Origin of the sequence: Segetibacter aerophilus, from assembly GCF_007991655.1 — a bacterium.
Taxonomy (GTDB): Bacteria; Bacteroidota; Bacteroidia; order Chitinophagales; family Chitinophagaceae; genus Segetibacter; species Segetibacter aerophilus.
Window position 1 is genome coordinate 29,972 of sequence record NZ_BJYT01000001.1, and the last position, 25,748, is coordinate 55,719.

A 25,748-nucleotide genomic window follows, 5' to 3' on the forward strand; every position below is an offset into this window, starting at 1 on the left:
TGAAATGTCAATAGAAAAATTATTTACCTCTAAATTAATCTATGTGTTCTTTACTTGATTTATTGATCGTAAGATCTCCTTTGTCGGAGCTACCTATTGCTACAATATTGTAAAAGGGAGTAGCAATCGCGAAACAAAATTTCTATGAGCCCGGCTTTTACTGATTTCAAAAAAAGTAGTAAAATTTATTAAAACCTTCACCGCCCAGTTGTTGAAACTCAAGCAAGAAAGCGTTCGTTTCAATTTCAAATTAGTAGTTTTATAAAAACAACCACTTGAAAAAATTACTCATAACACTATCATTATTTGTCCTTTTCTTTTCTGTAGCTATTGCAGCTAGATGCCAACAACCAGTGCATACAACGGTAATACTTGTCAGGCATGCAGAGAAAGATACGGTTGGAGGTAATGATCCCGTGCTGTCCGCGGTTGGCAACAAGAGGGCGGCGAGATTACAGGAGACTTTGAAGGAATATAAACCGGACGCATTTTATTCGACCAACTTTAAAAGAACAAAAGAAACCTTGTTACCATGGGCGAAAGCTGCAGGAAAGGAAATACAAGTGTATGATCCTGCAACACAAACTTCCTTGGCTGACTTGTTTAAAACTCAGCAAGGGAAGACATTGGTGGTAGTCGGCCACAGCAATACAATTCCGCAACTTGTTAATCTCATTACCGGTACCAACCAATACCAGCAACTACCCGACACTGAATACAGTAAAATCTTTATTGTTACCATTCCTAATGTAGGAAGCCCGGACGTAAAAGTTTTGACATTTTAAGTTGAAAATGGAGTCGCTTTTACCCGCCGAGATTATTTCTTTTCTTCAAAAAGAGAACGAAAATCCTTCAAAGCTCTGCTACTATCAAAAGCTAGTGGTTTGATGAAATGCGCACATATGTAAAAGTGTGCGACGCAAGAAAAGACCAATAGTAATTTTTAAGCTGGGTTCTAACAAAACCTTACTTGTCAATGCAACCTGCATTATGCAAAACAAAAAGTGCCCCGAAAATAATTCGGGACACTTTTGAAAATGATATCTCCATTCAACTGTTAGTAGCCGGGATTTTGGTCACTTGGAGCAATCTTGTCGTTATTGTCAATTTCGGCCTGTGGTATAGGAAACAATAGAAACTTGTCGGGGACATCTATACCTTTTGCTTCCTTAATAACTTGTTTGTATGTTTTAGTGCGCACAAGATCAAACCAACGTTTGTGCTCTGCAAGGAATTCATACGCTCTTTCACGGATTATTAGATCTTTAAAAGCTTGTTTTGTAGGAGCGGTTGCAATGGTAAAATCAACCGGAGAAGGTGCGGTAGGTGAATACCCGTACGCTCTTCTGTGTATCATATTAAGCCTTTCAAGTGCGAGAGCTGTGGGGCCACTAGAAACTTCGTTATCTGCTTCAGCATATACAAATAATGCATCTGGATAACGATAGATAGGGAAGTCATTGCCATGACTTGGTGCGAAACCCGCATCTTTAAATTTGCCAAACATGAGTGGTCGGTCAGCACTATTTGCAGTAATTACGCCAGAGCGATTAGGGTAAGAAGTATACACGTCGAACTGGTACCTCAAGTCATTTTTATCCCAGTCTCTTAGAAGAGGCATAGTAGGTACTCCGTAAAACGAAGAGTAACCGTTTTCGGAATAAGCACTATTAGGCATCGCATATTGTTGCGCAATCTGCGAGCCGCCATTGGCTCTTGAATATTTGAAAGAGAAAACATCCTCGCTGTGAGTCAGCACTGTCGGCCCGAATATGGTTTCAAAATCTGAAGCTACTTTAACCGGAACAAGCGAATAAACGTTTGCCTTAATTACCTCGTCTGCCTTATCACGGGCCAGCTGCCACATTTCGTTGTTCATGTAAAAGTCTGCGAGAAATACTTTTGCGGACCATTTAGTTGGACGACCAATTAAAGTTTGTTTCTCAGGTAGATTTGTTTCGGCGAATTTTAAATCCTCTATAATTAGTGCATTTACATCGGCTACCGGTGATCTTGGTATGTGAACCTGTTCAACACTTTCTGTAGGATCAGTTCTTAAGGGAACAGGCCCCCAGCTACGAACAAGGTTACGATAGGCTAATGCCCGTAAGAAACGAGCTTCTCCTAAAATCGCATTTTTATCTGCATCAGACATCGGAATAGGCGGAACATATTTTAAAACAAGATTTGCATTACGGATAGCACGGTAGAAATTTCTCCATGACGTCTCCGTTCTTCCGATATCCGAGGACGTCAGTACGTATTGGCCGATGGCAGCATAAATACCTGTACCGTACGAATAATCTTCGGCCGCGGTAAACTGGCCTCCCCAATCTGTTCCACCATATTCGTTACGGAGAGGGTTATAAATAGCATCAACCGCTGCTACGGCATCCGCCTTCGTTTTGTAAAAATTAGTGGTCGCCAACAGGCTCTCCGGTTTTTCCTGTAGCTGCTTCGTGCATGATGAGAACAGCAGAAACAGGCAAACAGTACCGGGTAATAATTTATAAAGTTTCATTGCGTAAATGTTTAATTGCTTTTAAGATTAAAGAGTCATTCTGGCTCCAATTGTATAAGTTTTAGCATTAGGGTAACCAGCGTTATCAATTCCGTTGGAAAATGAATTAGTTCCTCCACGAGTATTTATTTCAGGATCATACCATGAGTATTTTGTTGCAGTCAGTAAGTTCTGGCCGCTTACATACAATTGGAAGTTTTTGATCCACCGTACGCCAAACTTAGAAGGTTGGATGTTATATCCAAGTTGAATGTTTTTCAACCGTAAGAAAGACCCATCTTCAACAAAACGATCTGAAGCAGAGAATACAGTCTTAGTACTTAGTTTGGGATATTTTGCCGTAGGGTCAGGCTTTGATGAAGTCCAATGGTTGAAATACACATCGCTAATCTGGTTTTCTCCGAAATAGAAACTATTCGCTGCCGCGGTTTTGTTCACATTGAAAATATCGTTACCCTGAACTCCCTGGATGGAAAAGTTTAGCTCGAAATTTTTGAAGCTTGTACGCGAATTCATGTTGTAAATAAAGTCAGGGTTTGGATCGCCGATAATTGTTCTGTCAGCGTTTGTTATACCGGCTTTTCCATCAAGATCCTTGTATTTTATAGCGCCGTTTGCATCAAGGCCATCTTCAAGAAATCCGTAGAAAACGCCAACCGGAAGACCTTCTCTAACAAGGTTTACTGAAACAGAAAGTGGCTGAGGTATGGCTTCGCCGAAGACATCGCTGCCGCCGGCTAGCTTAATTGCCTTGCTTTTATTTTTAGTGAAGTTTACGCCCATTGACCATTTTACTGCCCTGGTATCTATAATCATTCCGTTTAGACCCAGTTCAATACCTCTATTTCTTATTCTTCCCACATTGCTGAGGGTGTTAGAATATCCGGCTGAAGTGGGTAATTGGATGCTGGCAAGCAAGTCACGGGTATCTTTGTTGTAATAATCGAAACTTAGACTAAGGCGGTCTCTTAACACTCCAATGTCAAATCCGAAATCAGTCTGAATGGTTGTTTCCCATTTCAACGCCGGATTAGCCAGGCTGTTATTGTTTGGAGCAAAACCAACGTAACGGGTATCACCGAAAACCGCGTTGTAAGTGGTCAGTGTATTTAGTGTCTGGTAGGGATTGATAGCGGTATTTCCCGTAACTCCCCACGATGCTCTGAATTTAAGGTCTGACATGAAATTTTGATTTTTCATAAAACCTTCGTTAATAGCTCTCCAGGCAAAAGCTGCTGATGGAAAATATCCCCACTTGTTGCCTTCTCCAAAACGTGATGAGCCGTCAGCCCTTATGCTTGCAGTTAACAGGTAAGTATTTTTAAAGGAGTAGTTGACACGACCAAGGTAAGAGATCAAAGTCCACCGGGAAGAATTACTGGAAGGCGTTCCGAAGACTGTACCTGCAGAAAGATTGTTTGTTTCAAACTGGTCAGTTAAGAAACCTGATATGTTGCCAGTACCTGCAGTTTTAACTTTATTATCCTGGTATGTAAAACCAGCCAAGGCATTTATACTGTTATCCTCGTTTATCTTCTTATTAAAGGTTAGGGTGTTTTCGTTGAGAATATTCATAAGATTGATAAACCCGATCGAAGCACTTCCTGTAGGTGTGTTATCGAGTAGGCGGGTAGAGTAAATATCCTCTCGGGTATTGGCTGATTCTATACCTATCGAAGATCTGAACATCAAGTCTTTTACCAGTTCATAATTTACAGCAGTACCGGCAAGAATATATTTCGTATTTGCTTTTTGCCGGCGCTGAGTTGAAATAGCTAATGGGTTTCTTAACTCATTAGGGCTGAATACGTAGGCACGCACATTACTGTAATTTCCATTAGCATCAAAAGGAGCGATGGTTGGTGGAGCAACCAAAACAGCAGACAAGGTGGTTCCACCTTTTTGACCGTTAATGTCTATTTGAGATAGATCGGTGTTGGTCATAACAGCGTTATAACTCAGCCTGACTTTGTCACTAACCTTTTGAGATAGGTTAGCCCTTAAAGAACCTCTCTGTAGAGCTGAACCCGCGATGATACCGTCTTGCTTTAAAAAGCTTCCTGATACTGAGTATTGCGTGCTTTCATTTCCCCCTGCTACGTTGATTGCATGGTTTTGCATTGGTGCTGTACGGAATAATTCTTTTTGCCAGTCTGTTCCAACTCCAAACGAGTCAATTTGGCCTGTTCTAAAATATGCAGGAACATTATCGTTAGCTGCACGCTCGTTTGCAACTTCAGCAAACTGCCTGGCATTCATCATTGGGATCATCTTAGTTACCTTTTGAGTTGCATAATAGCTATCAAAAGTTACTTCGCTCCTTCCAACTCTTCCTGTTTTAGTTGTAATAAGTACCACACCATTTGCACCTCTTGATCCGTAGATAGCGGTTGCAGAGGCATCTTTCAGGATCTCGATAGATTGGATGTCATTAGGATTAATAGCGTTCGGGTCACTAGTTAATGGAAAACCATCCACGACATATAGTGGTTCATTGTTACCTAACAATGAATTCGCGCCCCGTACCCGAACAGTGATAGGAGCTCCCGGAGCGCCTGAATTTTGCAGCACTTGCACGCCGGTTGTTTTACCTTGTAGTGCAAGCAATGCACCCGGAGCAGGGTATGATGTAATGTCTCTAGCTGCGACAGATGAAACAGAACCAGTCAGGTCACGCTTTCTTACTCTACCATAACCGACAACAACCACATCGTCAAGACCCGCTACTGATTTGACCAATGACACTGTTATGTTGCCACCGTTACCGACTGGAACGGTTTTAGTTTGAAAACCAACATTGGAAATTTCAAGCTTTACATTTTGATTTGGGACATTCAAAACAAATTCACCGGCACTATTTGTAGTAGTACCCTGTGTTGTTCCGGCAATTATCACTGACGCTCCGGGAACGGGTTCACCTTTGTCGTCGGTTACTTTACCAGTAATCTCAATAGGCGGTGGTGAATGTTTTTTTGCTTCGGCACTGAGGCAAAAAGCAAAGAAGAAAACAGTGGAAAAGCTGACAAGCAGCAGCTTCTGAATGAAAGGCATGGGCAAATGCAAACACCTCTGGGGTACAAACAATCTCATAAACTTTTTTTTGGTTTAAAATAATAAAATCGACTCTTGGGGGCTCACCTTTTCTCTTATTTTAGCCGTTGAGCAATTAGTAACAGGAGGGCAATTTTGGCGAAACCAATTTACATCTAACGAATTAAAAGTAAAAGAGTCTCATCATTTTCAAGCACTCTAACTAACTCTGAATAAAGAAATTACTTTTAACATAATTAGGGCATAAAGCCGATTATAAAATAAGTACTTCTAAATTTATACTATGAGAGATAAAATACTAATAATGCTGCTTATGGTATCATCAATATCTGTGAATGCCCAAACTTTTTCGGTAGAAGAGAGAAAGGTAAATGAGGTGATTATAAAAATGTTTGATGGAATTGCTGAACTTGATTTTTCTAAAATCAGCAAAAATGCAACAAAAGATATGATCGTATTGGAAAGTGGCGCAATCTGGAACCTTGATTCGCTTACAGCTCGCTTGGCTCCTTTAAAGAAAACAGATTTCAAGCGTACCAATAAACTGGATTTTATTAAGACCGAAGTAAAGGCTAATACTGCATGGGTTTACTATAACAACACAGCGGAGATGTTGATTAATGGAAAGCCAAGAAATGCCAACTGGCTTGAAAGTGCCGTGCTGGTAAAAGAAGGCAATGATTGGAAAATAAAGCTCCTACATTCAACTACAGTCAAGCCAAATAAGTAAGAGCGCCAACTCAACTGTTCTACTTCCCGAAGTGTTTCATGAAATTTTTAATAACAGAATTTATATCAGAAATGGAAATTAACATCAGCTCAAATGCGGAAGAATTAGGTAAGGCTGCAGGCACGGCGGCCGCAGAATTAATTCGCGGAGCCATCGCAGAAAAGAGAATCGCTAATATTATCTTAGCAACAGGTACCAGCCAGTTCCATACACTCCAACAACTAGTATCCGATCCGGGTATTGACTGGAGCAAAGTAGTAATGTTTCATTTGGATGAATACATCGGTCTTCCGATAACTCATCCTGCCAGTTTTCGAAAATACCTGGAGGAAAGGTTTATACTAAAAGTCGAGCCTTTAAAGGAAGTTTTTCTGATCGATGGGGAAGGCGATCCAAAAGAAGAGTGTGAGAGACTTGGCAATTTAATAACGCAATATCCCATCGATGTAGCCCTTGTTGGTATTGGTGAAAATGGTCATCTCGCTTTCAATGATCCGCCTGCTGATTTTAATACCGAAGACCCCTATTTGGTAGTTGAATTAGATGAGGCTTGCCGCCGACAACAACTAAACGAAGGATGGTTTGAGTCTCTAGATGTTGTTCCGCGTAAAGCCATTAGCATGTCGATAAATCAAATCATGAAATCTAAAAATATTATCTGCTCGGTACCCGATGAACGAAAAGCAACCGCAGTAAAAAATACAGTTGAACAAGCTGTTAGTAATCTTTACCCTGCAAGCATTCTTCAAACACATCCAGACTGCACGTTGTATCTTGATAGAGCTTCTGCCGGCGGTCTTTCAGGTACTTAGATAAGTTGATAAAGGAGTATGAAGACGATCTGTTGTTCAAAATACTCTATCCGTTCATTTACTACATTTCACATCATTAAAGAATGCTAGCTACCATATTAGGAAAGTACGGGTTAACCCCGGAAGAGTGGACGATCAAACCTTTTGGCGCAGGTCTTATAAATCATACCTGGCACTTCAAGAAAGATGATGAAGAATACATTTTGCAGCAGGTTAATATCAATGTTTTTAAGGACCCTTTCGCCATTTCAAATAATATTCGCGCTGTAGGTACTTACTTAAAGCAACATTATCCAGACTACATTTTTGTTACCCCTATACCATCTTCTAACAGCAGCGACTTAGTACAGTCTGATCAGGGGTACTTCAGGATGTTTCCATTTGTAAAAAATTCTGTTACCTATACAACATTAGAAAGCTCCGAACTGGCTTATGAAGCAGCCCAGCAGTTTGGAAGATTTTCGCACCATTTATCAGGCTTTGATGAAAGCGTTTTGCAGGAAACCATTCCTAACTTTCATAACCTCACCCTTCGTTTCAAACAGTTTGAAGACTCTTTACGCGAGGGAAATAAAGAGAGGCTTGTACAATCTTCAGATGTTATTAAGCAGTTAGAGAAGCATCACTACATCGTCGATGAGTTTGAGCAAATCAAGAAAAACCCGCAATTCAAAAAACGTGTGATGCACCATGATACAAAGATCAGCAATGTGCTTTTCGACGAGCAAAACAAAGGCTTGTGTATCATCGACCTCGACACTGTAATGCCAGGTTTTTTTATTAGTGACATCGGCGATATGATGCGGACTTACCTTGCGGCAGCAAGTGAGGAAGAGACAGATTTTTCTGCCGTTCAGGTAAGAGAAGAATACTTTGTCGCTATTGTTGAAGGTTATTTATCAGAGATGGGTAATGAGCTTACAGCGGAAGAAAAAGGCAGCTTTATATACGCGGGCAAGTTTATGATTTACATGCAGGCAATTCGCTTCCTAGCTGATCATCTAATGAACGACGTGTATTATGGTGCTACCTACGAGGGACAAAATTTTAACCGAGCTGTCAACCAATTATACCTATTGAAAAGCTTAGAAGAACAAGAACAGCATCTCATGCAAAAGGTAAAACAAAACAAACATTAGTTTTTAAGGCTCCACCACAAGAATGAGAATAATAGCTGAATGATACAGGAGTGTTTATAAAGGGAGAATTTTGTTACCAACTGAAGGGTCTCAAATGAACATTGTTGTGTCACTCACTGGTACTGTTTGTTTTTCTATTGGGCAGTAATCATCAGCCAGGTTATCGATTATAAACCTGGCTGATGATTAGAGACTTTATAATTTAACCAATGTATTTCCTCCACGTTCGAGGGAAATATCAACAGGCGTATTTTGTTTCCACATGCCTCCTGTAAAGTCGGGTACATCAACAGAACTTGACCTGTTAGCAACAGACTTTTCACTAAGAGGTGCAACGGAACTCCACAACGCAGCATCATACACATCCTGGTCAAGCGGCAAGCCGTTTCTTAAGCAATCAATCAGGCGCCAGTCCATTAAAAAATCCATTCCTCCATGTCCGCCCACTTGCTTCGCCAACTCACCTACTTTCTTCACAATTGCGGGCTGGTATTTTTCTTCCAATGATTTAAACTCCTGCTCAGTAAGCCACTTGTCGTGACTTGAAGCTATTCTTGGTGTAGGATATTTTAAAGCCGATCCTTTGGAGCCACTGATCTTATGAATCCTTGAGTATACGTTAGGCGATGTAACATCATGCTGCACCATAATCGTTCTGCCTTTATTCGTTTTAATAACCGTCGTATTCATATTACCGCGGTAAGGCTTGTTGACAAAAGGTTTATAGAACTCATCTTTTGCCGCCCGTTCTTTTGCTTCGGCCGCCATCATATTGTCGATGCTAGACATCGAAACCAGGTAGTCCATTTTATCTCCCCTGTTGATGTTCATTACCTGGCAGATAGGTCCAAGACCATGAGTTGGATACAAGTTTCCGTTTCTTCCAATATTCTCCTTCAGCCGCCACATATCATAGTAGCCGTCTTTTTTAAAATTCAGATCTAATAGGTAGTGGATATATGCTCCTTCAGTATGAATTACATCGCCAAAGAATCCCTGCCTGGCCATGTTTAGAGTCATCAGCTCAAAAAAGTCGTAGCAGCAATTTTCAAGCATCATGCAATGCTTCCTTGTCTTTTCAGAAGTTTTTACCAGCTGCCAACATTCATCTAACGTTCTTGCTGCGGGCACTTCAATTGCCACATGCTTCCCTTGCTCCATCGCGTACACGGCCTGCGGCACATGCAGAGCCCACGGTGTAGCAATGTAAATAAGGTCGATGTCTTTCCGGTCACACATCTTTTTCCATGCATCCTTATCGCCGAAATAGTGGGTTGGCTTTTGCCCGGACTTATCAATCATTTTTTGCGCTTTCAGGACGCTCTCTTCCCTTATATCGCACAGGCCCATGATAGACACCCCGCTTAGCTTAGTCATATTTGTAAGATGCGTAGGACCGCGCATACCGAGGCCAATAAAACCTACTCTCACATTTTCTATTTTAGGTGCAGCGTACCCTGACATATTAAAGCGGTCTGCAAAAAATTCGTTGGCACCCGGATTAGAAGGATGATCGCCTTCTGGTCCTTTGGAAAAACCTTTCATTACACCGCCTGCGACCCCAAGGCTTGCAAGGCTGGTGAGTTTTAAAAAATTCCGGCGATTATCTTTCATTGCTATGGCGTTTATTTTATTAATATTTTAAAAAATGCTCTAAAAACCTTTATTGTTATCCTATCACCAATTATCATTTTGTTCTACTAATTCCGGGAAACCATTTTTCTGCGTTAGTTCTATAAATTTTGTCAATAACTGTTTTCGGCAACTTTAACCCTTTGAACTCTGCATCAAATCCTGTTGAATGCATTGCTTCATCGTTTACAAAAAACTTCCAATCACGCAGCCAACTTTCGTGCACGCGCTTCTGCAATTCTGCTGTTTTTACGGGTGCACTAACTTCAAGATCTGTTGCATAAATAAGTCTATCCTGGTATTTAATAAAAAAATTACGAACCCCTTTCCAATTTGCTACCGCCTGGTATTGAAGGGCTGATAACCTTGCTGCCATATCTACCGCCATGTTAGGAAACTTGTCAAGTCTTTTTGCCAGTTCTTCTATACTCCATTCGAGGCTTCCTAAATGCGCTCCTACAAACCTCAGATCCTGATGCTTCTCCAGCATATGATCCCTTGCGCTTATTTGGTCCTCGTATGTTGGATACTCAGGATGCAAATACATATGGTACTCGGGATGCTTGCTAAAATAGTTTTGGTTGCTTTTTATAGTCATTTGATCAAGAGGCAGCCATGCATTTTTTGGTTCACCAAGATGACCAATTAAAGTGATTTTTCTTTTAGCAAGATAATCAATGATTGGATCAAATTTTTCATTGTCGATCATCACGAACTTGCCATTTTTATCCTTCAGCTCCATTCCCACGTTTTTCCAAACCTTTACTGCAATAGCGCCTTTGTCAAAAGATTCCTTCAGGTAGTTTAAAGCTTTTTGCTGCCATTCTTCACTTTCCCAATTATCTAATGAAAAGGTAGTCGCATATGCGAGTTGAGTAGGATTAGCTTTAACCAACTTCATTGCAATTCGCCTTTGCTCTTCAATAGGCGGGTAATAAGATGGGTTTACATTTACAGCAAGCAGCCGAAAGTTGTCTGCTCTGGCTTGTGCGACAAAGGTGGGATCATCAACGTTGAGGTGAACGTGGGTATCATACTTTATAACATTTAGGAAATCATCAACGGAATAAAAGTCCTTTTCGCCAGCGCCAGTGTTTAAAGCTGCTTTATTTGCAGGACTACATTGCAGTAAAAAAACTGATACTACAAGTAAACTCAGATATGGGACGAGGTTGTATAATTTCATCTTGTTATAAGAATCGATCATTTAAAAATGCTTAAGCTTGAATGGCGATATCATTAAGCTTAGCCTCATTAAATTTTAATAAAGATTTTTCTCTTATACATCCAATACAAGATCAGCCATAAAAAGAATAAAACGAGTGTGCCGTTTACCAGAGTTGAGTATGCGTCGCCAAACAAATGGTCATAAGTCTTTCCAAGATGAATATGCAGCGACTGAGAGATAACCGACCTCATCCCGCCATCGGCAAGTACGTATGCAGCAATTGAGTTCGCGCCAATTACCGTGAGAAAGAAGGACCAGCTTTTTTTGTTCTTAACATCAATGATCCAATAAAAAAAGGCAAGGAATAAAAAGCAGATACCGCCGCTAAAAATGGTCCAGGCGGGTGTCCAGATACGCTTTACGATTGGGTTAATCCCTGTTACGTGCAACAAGACTCCTGCAACAATTAATGCAATGCCGGTGGTAACAAAAAACTTTAATTTATCTCCCGATGAACTTTGCGCTTTTATAGCATCTCCAGCAAACAGGCCGATAATCATGGTTCCTAAAGTGGGTATAAAACTAAGGGTAGCATACCCGCCACCATTTCTAAGAAACGGCTTTTCCCGGGGAAAAAGGTTTAAAAACCAGCGGTCGAAGGACCAGGCCAGGTTGGTATTCTTATTCCAGTGTGCTGCAAACCCGTGTAAGTTATGCTCCCAATCCGGAGTTACTCCTGCCGCTGTGTAATCAAAGGTTGCACCTGGTAGCGGGTAGAGCGCAAAGGCTAACCAATAACTAATAAGCAGAACACTGAGTGCTGTCAACCATACCTTCCTTGAATAAAAAGAAAGCAGCACTAAAAAGGTGTATCCAAGGCCGATTTGTGTTAGAGTGTCTTCGAAGGTAAAGTTCGTTTGCTTTGCATGCATAGATCGCAGGAAGATGCCTAGAAGTATGAGGATAAGAGAACGCTTGAGCGCATGCATTAACACGCTTCCGTGCGAGGCGCCGCTATTTTTTCTGCTGGCGATAGAGAAAGGCAAGACTACGCCGACAAGAAATGTAAAAGAAGGTTGAATCATATCATGAAGAGACAACCACGTCCATTCAACATGACTTTGATTAAATGCGAGAAATTGCCAAAAAAGGTTGCCAGGAAGCTTCTCAGAAACAGTTTCGAGTGAGAGGACTTCTGCCATCATCAATAACATTACGAAGCCGCGGTAAACATCCACCGAGGCTACTCTTTTAGAAGGCATAGCCGGATTAACAGCGGCACCTGTCGCAACAGTAGAGTCGGCATGGGGTGGAAATACAGCTTCAGCAGTATTGGCCATAGTTTGTTTTTTAATACTTTATTTTTGGAGATGGCGGGCTTTCTTGCGCACCTTTTTCAATTAATAATTTTCAATATTCCTGTCATTTTGCTGCAAACCTCTGCTGCAGGTTTGAATGAATAGAAAACTAAAAGTACAAGTGAGTGACACAACGATGTTGAAAAAAGGAACAAATGCCGGTCAACAAATATTCATCTACTCCTAGTCTTTTTAGTGGCTTAAAATCTTTCTTGCGTTTCCGCCATATATTTTTTGCAGTGTCTCGTCATTCAAGTTCAAGCCGTATAAAGGCCAGTGATAACTAAACATGCGGTGTTCGTAAAAGTGTTCGTCTGCAGATTCAAGTATTCGAAAAGTAGTATTATACATCAGGTTTGTTGGGCCCATATCCGTTCCGTAGACAAGTCTGTTAGCATACTTTTCGAAGAAAGCTTTGGTATACCGGGGAATGGGTGAAAATTCTGCGTAGCGTGCAGCGATATCTGCATAGAGGTTCGGGTATAAATCGAAGAGCCGACCCAGCACACTCATGTCTGAATTTGTGTTGGCGAGGTGGCAAGCAATAAATGTAGTTCGTGGATTGTTCTTTACGGCATTTTCCAAGGTCTTTATTAATTCATCATGACCTAGTAATCCTTGCTTAGTTTGATCAACGTGCCATTTGGCAGCGTTCATTAATCCATCATTCGTCGAGTCTATTTTCTCATACATCCATTGATCTTCGGCAACGTGTATACTGATGGGCATCTTCAGTTCGGCGCACTTTTGCAACAACGGTTTCATTGCAGGATCGTCGATGTGTAGTCCATAATCAGGCGTTGGCTTTGAGTACAATTCACCTAAGCCCTTATCGCCCAATTCGCCTACACCTCTTGCACCTTTTTTATAACATCTTTCAAGTTCAGCAACTGCATGCTTTTCCCAACCGGGCTTTTCATGACCCGTATAATCAAAGCCGCACCACACCTCGAACCTGTCTTTGTAGCGTGAATACTTCTCAATTATTGAGTCTAGTCTTGCACCCGTTGAATAAGATAGAATGAGGGTTTTCGAAATATTAAGTTGATCCATCCTTTTCACCCATGCATCTACCTCCGCATCTGACTTTGGATAATCATGAGAATGAAAGTCAATCACAGGAAACTTAGCCCTTTCAATTTTTGATTGAGGCACTTTATAAATTGATGCAGGTCTGAAGCTTTTTAGCTGTAGGTTGTCCATATTCTGGGAGAGGGCGGGCAGGCAAACAACAAGCACAATCAACGACAAGAGAGAGTTGATTAGAGAAGTAAGTTTCAAGGTGAATAGTTTTATGACAGCAATCGAAAATCAATTTATGCCATTTCTGAAATCCCTCAAAAATTTAATTAAAGCTTTCCAAGAGTTATTGTATTACTATGCAACGTATTTAATGCAGCTGAAACATTAATTTAATTCAGAATAACTTTTCTTTGCCATCGCTCGTCTTTGAATTCGATTAAAGTATAATCAACAAATGAAAATAAAAAAAGCTGTTATTACTGCTGCTGCCCGAGGTGAACGATTGTACCCGGTAGCCGACACTATTCAAAAAGCCATGCTTCCGGTAATTGATATTGATGGATTGCATAAACCGGTCATCCAGATTATTGCAGAGGAAGCTTTCTCCAGTGGCATCGAAGAGATCTGTATTATTTGTGCTCCCGGTGATGGCGACCGCTATATCAATGCTTTCAATTCTTTGAAAGATAACCTCAACAACTCTTTCAAGCGAGTTGACTGGGCGAGGGCTCAAGCAGAAAAAATTGATTTCTTGTTGGGCCACATCCAGTTTGTTGAACAGAAGGAAACTTTAGGTTATGGTCACGCCGTTTATTGTGCAAAACAATTTGTTGGCAATGAACCCTTTCTTTTGTTGCTGGGCGATTACCTGTACGTATCTAACCTTTTGCAAAAGCGTTGCGCTCAGCAGTTGATAGATCTTGCTACGCAGGAGCAATGTTCTGTGTCTGCAGTTAACCCTACGATCGAGCACCAGATAACACGTTACGGAACGCTCACAGGAAAGCAATTACCAAGTCAACAGGGTGTTTACCAGATAGAAAAAATCATAGAAAAACCTTCGCTTAGTGTTGCTGAACTCGAGCTGCAAACGCCGGGTTTGCGGGTAGGTTACTATCTATGTTTCTTCGGTATGCATGTTTTTACTTCTGCTGTTTTCGAGTTGCTTGAAAAGCAAATGCAGCAACAGGCAACCAACATTTTGCTAACACCTGCATTGCAGGAACTGGCACAAAACGAAAAATATCTTGCGTTAGAAATGAAAGGAAGCCGTTACGATTTAAGTGGACGACATGGTTACCTCCGTGCTCAAGTAGCCCTCGGACTTGCGGGAGAAGCTCACAATGAAACACTCACCTCATTAGTCGAGTTACTTGCCGAAGCAAACGGAAGAAATTTTAAATAAGCAGAGGTATAAATGTTTTAAGGCAATTTTTTGGTAATCACCACTACCGCTGCAATCAACATCGTTGCGTCGCACACTTGTACTAAAGATCTTACTGGCAAGAAAGTAATTTAACCCAATTTGCTCCATCCAACAGTTCTTGCATAAGGTACATCAGTCGGTTGGGTTTTGAGCGAAGGCGAAGGAATTCAGAAACATGCGTAGCAGTTTCTGGAACAAGGGGGTGGAGTCCTGTTGCAAGAACGAAGCCCAGCGGCTCGAGCAATGCTATGAGCTAAGAACGGTTTTGAAAAACAAATACAGGTAGCTTTTATAAACTAACTGGAAATAAAACATAGAACACCCATGAATGTTTTTATAGAAACAATCACATCAACAGAAACTTCAAAACGCAATAGATCTTTTTTTGCTCTAAGCAAAAATCTATCATCAAAAGATCTGTTTAAAGCGCTGTTGGAATTAGACGGTTTTAGAAAATCAACACCCAACTTATACGATAAAGTAAGAGCAATCCTTTTCTTATATGCAGGCTTCCGGTTCTTCCTGCAGGAAGATAAAGGCACACCATCTGCAGGAAAAATACCTTACGCAGGATTTGAGGATTTACTAGCGAGACGCTTTGAACATGGCATCTCTACATTTCTAAAAGAGCTGGAAATAAACGGACCAAACGCAACCCTTTTTAGTGCATTAGCGGAAAGCTACCACCACCTTTCTTTCCAGATTTTAGCAGACCAGGTAAGAAAAAGCGTGCGATCAAGTAAGGGTAACCAGTGGATGTTTAGAGTGGGGCATGAAGAAGAGCATCCTATAAGAATTCATGAGAAATTATTAAAGCGGCAGGAAGGCTCTTTATTTTATCCCGTCTTACACGAAAATACTTCTGTAAGAATGGATCTTACCCATAGCGGCTGGTCAGACATTTTCTTTTTGGGTATGGACTATCCCGAAGGAGCAAGGGTCATTAATTTATCTATTAACCTTGGTGTATTTGGTCGTGATAAAGATATCAGGCCGCCATTACACAGTTATGTTCGTGTAATCACCGAGCCAGTTGTAAGAATAACCAGTATCGATCTAAACACCACTAAAGACATTCATGATCTTGCAGATCTGTTCAACTTTGGTAATGATTATCTAAGCCTTGTAAAAGCGGGCATTATTGCATCCGGATTAATACCGCCTTCTTTCGAAGGCACCAATCAATCTCTGCAAAATATCCTCGCTCGTATCGTTGCACCCGGGATGGGAATTGAAGTGGTCACGAAGGTGAATGACATTCCGAAAGGTTCCCGTTTTGCCGTGTCCACAAACTTGCTTGGTTCAATCATTAGCTTGCTGATGAGGGCAACAAAGCAAACGCAAAAACTTGAAGGTGGATTGGAAGAAAGTGAAAGGCGTCTCGTTGCTTCACGCGCTATACTAGGTGAATGGATTGGTGGCTCAGGCGGAGGATGGCAAGACTCAGGTGGTGTTTGGCCTGGCATAAAAGCAATCCAGGGAACTTTTGCAGGGGAAGGCGATCCCGAGTTTGGTATCAGCCGCGGAACGTTGTTGCCCAGACACAGGGTTTTGCAAGGCGAAGAAGTGCATCCCGAAATTGCTGAAAAGATTACTAAGTCACTGGTGTTAATGCATGGTGGTATGGCCTCAAATGTTGGTCCTGTGTTAGAGATGGTAACTGAAAAATATCTTCTACGTGGCGAAAAAGAATGGAGTGCTCGTCAACAGACCAACCAGATTTTTGATAACATACTTTCAGCCATCAAAGAAGGAGATATCAAAAAACTTGCAAAAAGTACCGAGGATAATTTTTTTGGTCCGATCAAGACAATTATTCCATGGGCTACTACTTACTTTACTGAGCAAATAATTGGAAAAGCAAAAAAGGAATTTGGTGAAGATTACTTTGGCTTCCTAATGTTAGGTGGCATGTCGGGTGGTGGTATGGGAATGTTTGTGAACCCGGGACAATACGAACGATATAAAGTAAGGGTACTGGACATTCTTCGCGAAACTAAAAACGAATTATCCTCCTCATTGCCTTTTGCAATGGAACCTGTCGTTTACAATTGGAGTATCAATGATAAAGGCACTTGGTCGACTTTGCATGAAGGTTCAGAAGCAATGATGCCCGAACAGTACTATGCTATTCATGTTTCTGAATTGGTTAGAAAAGATCCTGCAACTATATCTTATATCCGCCGCGCTGAAATAGATTTTTTCACTACCCTTTGCGAGCAAAACAATCTTTCTTATCCGCTACTGAGAACCATTGTAAGCAATCTTTTTAAAGTTTCTGATCCGAGCTCACAGAGCAACAGGAGCAACGAGAATGAAAAAGCCGACAAGATAAAAAGAGAGAATGGCTTTGACTATATCCAACACGAAGAACTCCGTGAAGAATTGCAAAAAGGAAGAATTGGACTTTCACGGAATCGTCTGCCGGCCGAAACATCGATTGAGGATATACAGGAAGGCGATGTTGGAGTGATGCAAAATCTTCAATTAACTACCAAAGGCGAACAAGCTATTATAGATGGAAAAGTTGCGGTTATGAGCCTTGCTGCCGGCATCGGGACACGCTGGACAAAAGGTGCTGGTGTTATCAAAGCAATCAATCCATTTGTCGAGATGGAAGGAGTGCATCGAAGCTTCCTTGAAATCCATTTGGCAAAAACGAAAAAGGTTGCGAAAAAGTACAATACTAACATTCCTCATATTGTCGCTACCAGCTACCTCACACATTCTGCAATCGATAAGAAACTAAACCAGACTAAAAACTTTGGCTATGGAGGTGGCGTATTTCTTTCAGAAGGACGATCAATTGGACAACGATATGTTCCAATGGAAAGAGACCTTCGTTTCTTATACGAAGAAATGCCGCAGGAAACGCTTGATGAAAACAAGCAAAAAGTACGCGACGCAGTTCGAACAACGATGATAGGCTGGGCAAAGTCAAAAGGCGAGGGATCAGATTATGTTGACAACATTGCCGCTCAAAGATTTTCTCCTCTTGGTCACTGGTATGAAGTTTCAAACCTGCTGCGAAACGGAACCCTTGCACGGCTCTTACAACAGCAGCCCCAAGTGCAAACAATCATGTTGCACAACATAGATACATTAGGAGCTGATGTAGATCCTGCCGCATTGGAGTATCATTTACAATCAGGAAATGTACTAACCTTTGAAGTGATAGCCAGAAGGATTGAAGACCGCGGAGGTGGATTGGCGCGTGTAAATGGACGACTGCGTTTGCTGGAAGGTTTAGCTCAGCCAAGAGAGGAAGACGAGCTTGCTTTGAGCTATTACAACTCAAACACCACCTGGATTCAAATTGATCCTTTATTGAAGTTATTTGGATTAACCCGTGAAGACCTACAAAAAGGTGATGAGGCACAACTGGCCAAAGCTGTTAGAAGTGTAGCGCATCGAATACCCACTTATGTTACAATCAAAGATGTAAAGTATCGCTGGGGTCATGGACAGGAGGACATTTACCCGGTTGCGCAAATAGAAAAGCTGTGGACCGATATGACCGCATTGACGGATCTAAAATGTGGATACCTGGTGGTACAAAGAAACCGCGGCCAACAAATGAAAGACCCGGCCCAGCTAGATTCTTGGGTGACTGATGGAAGTAAGGATTATGTAGAGGGCTTGTGCAAGTTTTAGAAAGTGACCCCGGCAAGAGTCTCATGCCGGTCTTTAATCCTGACTTGAGTTTTCCGTACGATGCAAACATTTCCTTAGAATATTTTCTTTTTTGCTTGCCCCCTGCAACAAAAAAAGGCCTCCGAAAACGAAACATCCTGTTTTCGGAATTGGTATTTCAATTAGTCTTTGTAGTACTGTGGTGAAGGACAGCGGAGCCTTGATGCTTTAAGTGTTTTCCGGCTCTTTTTTATTTCAGACGACAAAAAAGAATAAGCATGAAAACCTACTGTTGAAACCACAGTAGTACAAAAGCTAAATCAAAGAATAATGAAAGGAACGGGCTGTTATCGTTCCTTTCTTGAATTTTCTTTGGTTACTTTCTTTTTTTCAAGAAAAAGAAAGTGACAAGCTGCACATAGGACTTTTGGGAAAAAGGAATCTGTTGAACATGGGTAAGTATGCGAGCATTTGTATTTTAATTCTTCTCTAGAATATTTTCTTTTTTGCTTGCCCAAAAAAGAAACAAAAAAAGGCCTCCGAAAACGAAACAGCCCGTTTTCGGAATTGGTATTTCAAATGTGCTTTTGTAGTACTGTGGTGAAAGACAGTTGTTCCTTGATGCTTTGAATGTTTTTCAGCTCAGTTCCATTTCAAAGACAAAAAAAATAAGCATTAAATACAAATGCTGAAGCAACAGTAGTACATAGCTTAGTCCCGGAACAATTAGTCGAAGCGTATAACAAGGAGTATTAATTTTGAAAGAATGAACGAACAACATAACCCTTGGACGATTGTAAACGAAAAAGAGGTTTACAATAACCCTTGGATAAACGTTACGGAATTTGATGTACTAAATCCGGCAGGAGGAAAGGGGATTTATGGTAAAGTGCACTTTAAGAATAATGCGATAGGAATAATTGTGTTGGATGACGAGTTGAATACGTACCTCGTTGGGCAGTATCGCTTTCCATTGAACAAGTATAGCTGGGAAATACCGGAAGGGGGCGGGCCATTGGGAATAGACGCATTAGAGTCGGCTAAACGTGAATTAAAAGAAGAAACAGGGCTTGTTGCACAAGAGTGGACAAAACTTCTAGATCTACATTTATCCAATTCAGTAACTGATGAATTCGGAACAATCTTCATGGCAAGAGGCCTACAACAAGAAGAAGCAATGCCCGAGGAAACCGAGCAACTGGTTGTCAAAAAAGTTCCCTTCGATGAAGCTTATCAAATGGTTGAAAATGGTACCATCACCGACTCGATTGCAGTAGCAGCCATACTAAAAGTTAGGATCTTGCTGCTTGAAGGAAAGTTGACATAAAAAAACACGGCAGGCAACCAAGATCACTAGATTGCTTTAGGAATAGTTCTAGCACTTGAACTATTCAACAACTAACATTTCTTCTGGTTCTGATAAAGCAGTCACTACCCCACCAACAGCACCCATTGCAATAAAAGTATTTCTTGCTTTGGTGTTATTAGCAAAGCCAAAAATCCATGGGGCAGCGATGGAAAAAAGACTTACGGCGACATCGAGCGCTAAATGGGCTTTAAACGGTAGCACTTTGTACAATCCCCACTCTGCCCTCGTAAGCATAGTTGCAGCTAACACACCAACACCTACTGATCTGCAGATAGTTTGCGCCTTTGGTTCATCATCAAAACCCATAATTTCAGGTGCAGCAAACATCAAAGGAGCGTAAGCATAATCGGCAACTCCATGCATCTGGCGACTAATTGGCTTCTTCATCGTATTACGTTTTTTTTATAAGTACAATTTATAAGCCAAGGCGGAAGATGACGTGTACGGAGAGCGAAACAATTCTAACTTTTTTACAATCCATGTTTGCCACACATTTCCCTGATAAAGTGTAAACCTTTTTCAGCAATATCCCAGGGTTTTGAGTATTCGCGCCATACGCCAATGGAATTGGCAAAGTCAGGATCGTTCCTTGAAAAAGCTTCAATAGTTAGCCACCCTTTGTATTGGATATTTGCCAAACTTGAAAATGCATCATCAAAACGTACCTGGCCGTCGCCGGGTGTGCCGCGGTCATTTTCACTAATGTGAACATGAGCAAGTACAGGGGCTATAGTAGAAATCGCGCTGCTGAAATTTTTCTCTTCAATATTACCATGGTGTGTATCGAACATAGCCCGCACATTTGGAAGATCGACAGTTTTTACCAGGCGTAATAACTGTTCCATCGTATTACACAAATAGCATTCAAAACGATTTAAAGCTTCGAGTGCAAGGGTGATGTTTGCTTGCGCCGCATACTCACCTGCTGCACGCAATACTTCTGCACCCCATTGGTACTCCTGGTCCTCCGGAGCTCTTTTGGCGAAGTGTGCATGAGCCGAATGAAAAGGACCGCAAAGGATTGGTGAATTCAAATCATGAGCGCGGTCAACCGCCCATTTAATTCTGTCAAGGGCTTTGGATCTAACAGGCTGCTCGCTGCTGATGGGGTTTTCATCTTTACCAACGACCATGACAGTCGTTACTCCTAAATCCAATTCCTTTGTATAGTCTCCCATCCATTTATATGCAGCATCTCCGGGAGCACCAACAAAAAACTCCACGCCATCATAACCTATTGTTTTAAGTCGCTCAACAACAGGCTTCAGTTCATCTGAAATTACAGCTGACCAGGCCAGCACATTAAATCCTATCTTATTCATGATGAAAGATTTTAATTAGGATCGGTGAGTTTTAGTTCGTGACAATAATTGGTGAAGGCTCCGTCGGTGCTGAATATGGGGAAAAAAGTACAAGAGTGCGACGCAACGAATGATTCATAGTATTAACGAAGGTTGGCTCACAATAACACTATGACCTTTGAGTAGTTACTGCCGGTAAGGGACATTGATATCTATTTTTCCAGCCCATTTTTTAGGGATAGGTTTCCCTGCAGCCCAGTGTATCGCATTGATAACAAGATGCTGAAAAGGCTCGACAGAAAAGTCTTCGGGGTGACCAAGCGTAGTTATAAAAAACTTGCCCCCGTAACTATTCTTTCCGGTCCAGGCAACTGGTTGATCGGTTGCATCTTTTTTATCGGGATTAATAGGGTGACCCATCAAGAGCCACGTAGATCCTTTTGCAGGGTAATCGGGAAGCACTTTATACAGCCATGAACTTGCATGAAAATTATTTCCAACCCCTGTCAGAATGGGGTTTTTAGACGCCTCTGGAATAATCGAAACATCGGTAGTGGATTTATGGCCATAGTGGGTATGATTGGCTTTACCACCCCAGCCGGGGGGAGCGTTGAATGCCAGTTCACCGAAAGAGTTCCATTTTTCCAGCTCGTGACCTTTTGGGTAATTAAAAGCATGGGTGGTTGTACGAAAACCAACAACAGGTTTAGCACTTTTAAGATAGTCTTCAATATACTTTACCTGGTCGGCAGGCAACCTACGCCAGCGTAGAAAGAAGACTGCAACATCCGCCTCTTTTAAGGCTTCTAACCCGGGAATATTCTCTTCCGAATTATGGTCTGGGAACGCTTTCAAAAACTTTGTTTGAAAGCCATAATTCTTTTCCAGCTCTGCAGCAATCAACGGAAGGGTAGCTTCGCCACTGTATTCGTGGTCGCCGGTAACAAACACAATCATGGGCTTTTTAGCGCTGGCATTTTTCCTGTTTTGCGCGCAGGAGCAAAAGTTGGCAGCCAGGAAAAAGCACAGCAAAAAATATCCTATTGTAGCTCTTAATTTTTTCATTGAAGTTGTAAGATTGACAAGCTTTGTTATGCCTTCGCGATTATAAATTTGTTTTCTCCATCGGATGCTGTTTCAGTAGCTCGGGAGGCGAATAGAAGCCAGTTTTATTTTTAGTTGCCGCCCTAACCTGTTTTACACGATCCGGAGAAACTGCAGAGGCTTTGTTTCCAAAAGAGTTCCTGACGTAAGTTATTACGGCAGCCACTTCATCATCTTTAAGCATGCCGCTGAAAGGTGTCATTGGTACTTGCCCTGAGTACTTGACTCCCTGAACTTCGAGCGGTCCATACAATCCTTTTAAAACAATTTTTATCAACCTGTCCTGGTTACCCAACACCCAGTTATTTGCCGTAAGCGGTGGAAAGCCGGATGCGGTAAGGCCTTTACCGTTAGGTTGATGGCAGGTAACACAATAACCATCACGATTGTAAATAGCACGTCCTTTATTGAATAGCTCAAGGTCTTGACCTTTTAAGTCTGTTTTAGCAAATGCTTCTTTTTTCTCCGGAACCTCGCGACCGTTCAGATGTGCCAATGCTGTTTCATAAGCTGGTTCCATCCATTGATCTAGCGGCTTTTTTGCAGCTTCTGCTAATACTGCCAGACCTTTTGTTTTGTCGAGCCACGACGCAGCTACGATTGCTTCAAGTCGAACTCTACCATGAACATCGCTGGCAGCTTGTGCGAGTAGGGTAGCCTGGTCTGCTACCTGGTGCCCTGTATATCTCACAACCCTAACAGCGGCCGCTCTTGCCCGGTAATCCTTCGCCTGAAGTAATTGGCGAAGGAGTTTCTGGTCTACTTTATTCATACCCCAGGTCACCCAAAGTGCCTCAAGCAAATGATGCTCGTATTGGGGATCATTCTTGTCAAGTTTAGCCACCCAGTCGTTTACACGCGAAAGTACTTCACTAACATTGCGTCCTCTAAGTTCGCGGCGGGTACGGTAGCGGGTGCGGTATTCAGGAAGCTTCAGGTTGTTTAATAAATCGTCAATGCTGGCACCGTCAACTTTGGCGGGTGTAACCAAAGGCCTTGAAGGGTAGGTGATGCGGTAAATTCTACCTTTAGCATGATCGCGAAGAGGATCGCGGGCATTATGTTGCATGTGCCCAATCAGCACATTGTGCCAGTCGACTACGTAAAGCGAACCATCAGGGGCAAACTCCATATCAACGGGACGAAAGTTTTTGTCTTCTGATACTAACAAATCCTGCCGATGACTGCTTTTGTAACCGGTACCGTCATCGCGAAGCGTATGGTCTTTAGTACCTAAAAAGCCAATGGTATTGTTGATGAGATAGTCGCCCTGCACGTCCTCAGGAAAGTGACGGCTTGAAATAAACTCTAAACCGGAGGTTGGACGTACCATATGCTTTGCCTCCACAAGGTTTGCCGAAAGCGGTGAAAATACACCGTACCTTGATTTTACTGTACTTGGCATCATCCATCTAACATTGGGGCTCGATGTTTCTGCAAAAAAGTTTTCGCCCCAGTCGTCAAACGCAATTCCCCACGGATTAGGAATTGAAACTTGAGCAGTTCTTTCGAGTTGACGACGTTGTGGATTGTAGCGGTAGAAACCACCATTTGTAGCACGGACTGGGCCATAAGAGGTTTCAACGTTTGTATGCAGAAAAACGCCTTCACCCATATAAATTGCACCAGATGGATCTACTGTATATGCATGGTGGGCATGGTGCGTATCATGATCATCGAAACCGCTCAGTAAAATTTCCTTGCTGTCTGCTTTATCATCACCGTTAGTATCTTTTAAAAGAACAAGATTGGTTCCCTGTGAAAGATATACTCCTTCAGGAGCAAGTTCAAAACCAACCGGCAGATATAAGCCGTCGGCAAAAACAGTGGACTTATCAGCCTTACCATCTCCATTTGTATCTTCTAGAATAATGATCTTGTCGTTCGGCTTTTTATCCCCTGGTTTCCAGGCGGGATAAGTTGGCATAGTAGTTAGCCACAATCGACCCTTGTTATCAAAAGACAACTGGTTGGGTTTCGCTAAATCTGGAAATTCCTTTTCTGAAGCAAACATTTCTATTTTATATCCCGGTGCTACTTTTAGTTTACTCAGCGCTTCATCTCCATATAGGTATTCAAGGCTACCATTTTTGTCCGGGTTATAGTTTGTTTTTATCTCTGGAAGTGTAACTGTTTTCGCATCCGCCGCCGCAACATCCATTTGTTCGCCTTTGGCTGCTTTCCAGATGGCGGTATCCCTGATAGCTGTCATCTGTCTTGTCTTAACTAATTCAGTAGGATAATTGTCTTGCCCAAAAGGATTAAACCTGCGACCGTACACATGCACACCATTAGGAATTTTTATGTCGTTGTGCCACATCCAGTTTTTTTCCATTACCGCGGCATGAACCAGTTGGCGGTGAGCTTCCGCTAAGGCTGGCACTTTACCAAAAATTTGGTCTGTCAACAAAGTAGAGAACTTTGCATAGCCTGCATCAGTCAATTGAGAACCGTCAATAGTGAGCGGGTCTTTAGCTTTTTCGAACCATTCTTTGGTAGGCGTAAAAGCGTCTACAAAATGTACTTTGTTTTTGCCGGCAACTTCTCTCATAGCCTCACTGTAAAGGGCAAGGTTTATATTTTCCTGCTTGCCATTGGGCAGGTCATATTTGGCAGAAAGATTTTCGAATGCAATAGGCGATACAATAGCAAGCTGTGGTGGAGTAACCCCATTGTATTTTTGGCTTAAGGTATGTTTGATAAAAGCATCTAATTCCGCCTTATAATTTTCGAGCCCCTCTTTACCCTGGAAAGATTCGTTGTAACCGAAGAAAGCAATGATGATATCCGCCTTATGATTGCTGGTCCATTGATCAGGTGTTTCATAAAATCCCTGGCTGTCGGAAGCCCTCGCAAGTTCTGTCTGAAATTTTTCAGCTCCAGGAAAGGCCCACGGTGAAGGGCGGCCTGAATGAGGTCTGAAACCCGGCGTGTTGCCACCATCGCACATGTTGCGGATATACAGCAAACTGTCGGGATACCTCAGGTGCATTTCAGTTTCAAAGTGCCCAAATTCCATCATGCGCGACCCAAGGTTGTTGCCCACTAAAATAATATGTGATCCTTTTTTGAGTTTTAAACCCGGAGGATTGGATTGGGTGAAGTAAAAGGAGGCAAAAGCAATGGAGAGAATAATAAGGATTTGAAATACAATTCTAAGATTATCCTTTACTCGGGTAAAAAGCATTCGTTAGATTTTATAAGTAGTTATACAGAATAAGCCTGCAGGTAGAAGGAAGAAATCAAAAGAAAAATTTTTTCCTTCGCGGATGTGATGGCTTTGATATCAAATCTAAAAGTTTTACAGCTATTAACCAAAGCAGAAAAATGGCTTTAAAAACATTCAAACGAGAACAATCAAAGCAGACGCTATCATAGCAATGAAAAAATAAACTTAATTTAAGGAAGTTTATGAAGCGATACTTATTAATGACGGCCGTTAAAACCTTGTTTCCTCAATTCTACTTCAATAAAACACAAT

Annotated in this window: 17 protein-coding genes; 7 read left to right on the forward strand and 10 right to left on the reverse strand. The window is 41.7% G+C overall.

What is annotated here, in order from left to right; all coding sequences use genetic code 11:
- Positions 1-275: 275 nt before the first annotated feature.
- Positions 276-785, forward strand: coding sequence for a SixA phosphatase family protein (locus SAE01_RS00105; protein WP_147201499.1), 510 nt, complete (start codon positions 276-278; stop codon positions 783-785).
- 272 nt (positions 786-1,057) lie between these two features.
- Here SAE01_RS00105 and SAE01_RS00110 read toward each other — a convergent pair whose 3' ends face one another.
- Entirely contained in the window at positions 1,058-2,521 is a 1,464-nt protein-coding gene (locus SAE01_RS00110; protein WP_147201500.1) for a RagB/SusD family nutrient uptake outer membrane protein, read from the reverse strand.
- Positions 2,522-2,548: 27 nt separating this feature from the next.
- Positions 2,549-5,611: a SusC/RagA family TonB-linked outer membrane protein gene (locus SAE01_RS00115; RefSeq protein ID WP_147201501.1), complete on the reverse strand. Its 3,063-nt coding sequence runs from the start codon at positions 5,609-5,611 to the stop codon at positions 2,549-2,551.
- A 244-nt stretch (positions 5,612-5,855) separates the two neighbouring features.
- On the opposite strand from SAE01_RS00115, the gene SAE01_RS00120 reads away from it, so the two are divergent.
- The 3 genes from SAE01_RS00120 (at position 5,856) to SAE01_RS00130 (ending at position 8,253) form a co-directional block, all read left to right on the forward strand.
- Positions 5,856-6,302, forward strand: a complete 447-nt coding sequence (locus SAE01_RS00120) for a nuclear transport factor 2 family protein (protein ID WP_147201502.1) — start codon at positions 5,856-5,858, stop codon at positions 6,300-6,302.
- 38 nt (positions 6,303-6,340) lie between these two features.
- On the forward strand, positions 6,341-7,114 hold the full coding sequence (locus SAE01_RS00125; protein ID WP_246113120.1) for a glucosamine-6-phosphate deaminase: 774 nt from the start codon (positions 6,341-6,343) through the stop codon (positions 7,112-7,114).
- A gap of 83 nt (positions 7,115-7,197) precedes the next feature.
- Entirely contained in the window at positions 7,198-8,253 is a 1,056-nt protein-coding gene (locus SAE01_RS00130) for a phosphotransferase enzyme family protein (protein ID WP_147201503.1), read from the forward strand.
- A 195-nt stretch (positions 8,254-8,448) separates the two neighbouring features.
- On the opposite strand, the gene SAE01_RS00135 is transcribed toward SAE01_RS00130, so the two are convergent.
- The 4 genes from SAE01_RS00135 to SAE01_RS00150 form a co-directional block, all read right to left on the reverse strand.
- Positions 8,449-9,867 (reverse strand): Gfo/Idh/MocA family protein, encoded by a 1,419-nt coding sequence (locus tag SAE01_RS00135; protein WP_147201504.1) that lies wholly within the window; start codon positions 9,865-9,867, stop codon positions 8,449-8,451.
- Between the two features lie 73 nt (positions 9,868-9,940).
- On the reverse strand, positions 9,941-11,092 hold the full coding sequence (locus SAE01_RS00140; protein WP_218029040.1) for an amidohydrolase family protein: 1,152 nt from the start codon (positions 11,090-11,092) through the stop codon (positions 9,941-9,943).
- Between the two features lie 47 nt (positions 11,093-11,139).
- Positions 11,140-12,393, reverse strand: coding sequence for an acyltransferase family protein (locus SAE01_RS00145; RefSeq protein ID WP_246113121.1), 1,254 nt, complete (start codon positions 12,391-12,393; stop codon positions 11,140-11,142).
- Positions 12,394-12,603: 210 nt separating this feature from the next.
- The gene (locus SAE01_RS00150; RefSeq protein WP_246113122.1) at positions 12,604-13,692 is read right to left on the reverse strand and encodes an amidohydrolase family protein; all 1,089 of its coding nucleotides are present in this window, start codon (positions 13,690-13,692) and stop codon (positions 12,604-12,606) included.
- A gap of 196 nt (positions 13,693-13,888) precedes the next feature.
- On the opposite strand from SAE01_RS00150, the gene SAE01_RS00155 reads away from it, so the two are divergent.
- The 3 genes from SAE01_RS00155 to SAE01_RS00165 all read left to right on the forward strand — a co-directional run bounded on the left by SAE01_RS00155 (position 13,889) and on the right by SAE01_RS00165 (position 19,820).
- Positions 13,889-14,839: a UTP--glucose-1-phosphate uridylyltransferase gene (locus SAE01_RS00155; protein WP_147201505.1), complete on the forward strand. Its 951-nt coding sequence runs from the start codon at positions 13,889-13,891 to the stop codon at positions 14,837-14,839.
- 345 nt (positions 14,840-15,184) lie between these two features.
- Entirely contained in the window at positions 15,185-18,514 is a 3,330-nt protein-coding gene (locus tag SAE01_RS00160; RefSeq protein ID WP_147201506.1) for a UTP--glucose-1-phosphate uridylyltransferase, read from the forward strand.
- Positions 18,515-19,259: 745 nt separating this feature from the next.
- On the forward strand, positions 19,260-19,820 hold the full coding sequence (locus SAE01_RS00165; RefSeq protein ID WP_147201507.1) for an NUDIX domain-containing protein: 561 nt from the start codon (positions 19,260-19,262) through the stop codon (positions 19,818-19,820).
- Positions 19,821-19,880: 60 nt separating this feature from the next.
- On the opposite strand, the gene SAE01_RS00170 is transcribed toward SAE01_RS00165, so the two are convergent.
- From SAE01_RS00170 to SAE01_RS00185, 4 genes are all read right to left on the reverse strand, one after another.
- Positions 19,881-20,249, reverse strand: a complete 369-nt coding sequence (locus SAE01_RS00170; protein WP_147201508.1) for an SPW repeat domain-containing protein — start codon at positions 20,247-20,249, stop codon at positions 19,881-19,883.
- An 83-nt stretch (positions 20,250-20,332) separates the two neighbouring features.
- Positions 20,333-21,184: a sugar phosphate isomerase/epimerase family protein gene (locus SAE01_RS00175; RefSeq protein WP_147201509.1), complete on the reverse strand. Its 852-nt coding sequence runs from the start codon at positions 21,182-21,184 to the stop codon at positions 20,333-20,335.
- Between the two features lie 165 nt (positions 21,185-21,349).
- Positions 21,350-22,228, reverse strand: coding sequence for a ThuA domain-containing protein (locus tag SAE01_RS00180; RefSeq protein ID WP_147201510.1), 879 nt, complete (start codon positions 22,226-22,228; stop codon positions 21,350-21,352).
- 40 nt (positions 22,229-22,268) lie between these two features.
- Complete coding sequence (locus tag SAE01_RS00185; RefSeq protein ID WP_147201511.1) at positions 22,269-25,454, reverse strand: PVC-type heme-binding CxxCH protein; 3,186 nt, start codon at positions 25,452-25,454, stop codon at positions 22,269-22,271.
- Positions 25,455-25,748: the final 294 nt, after the last annotated feature.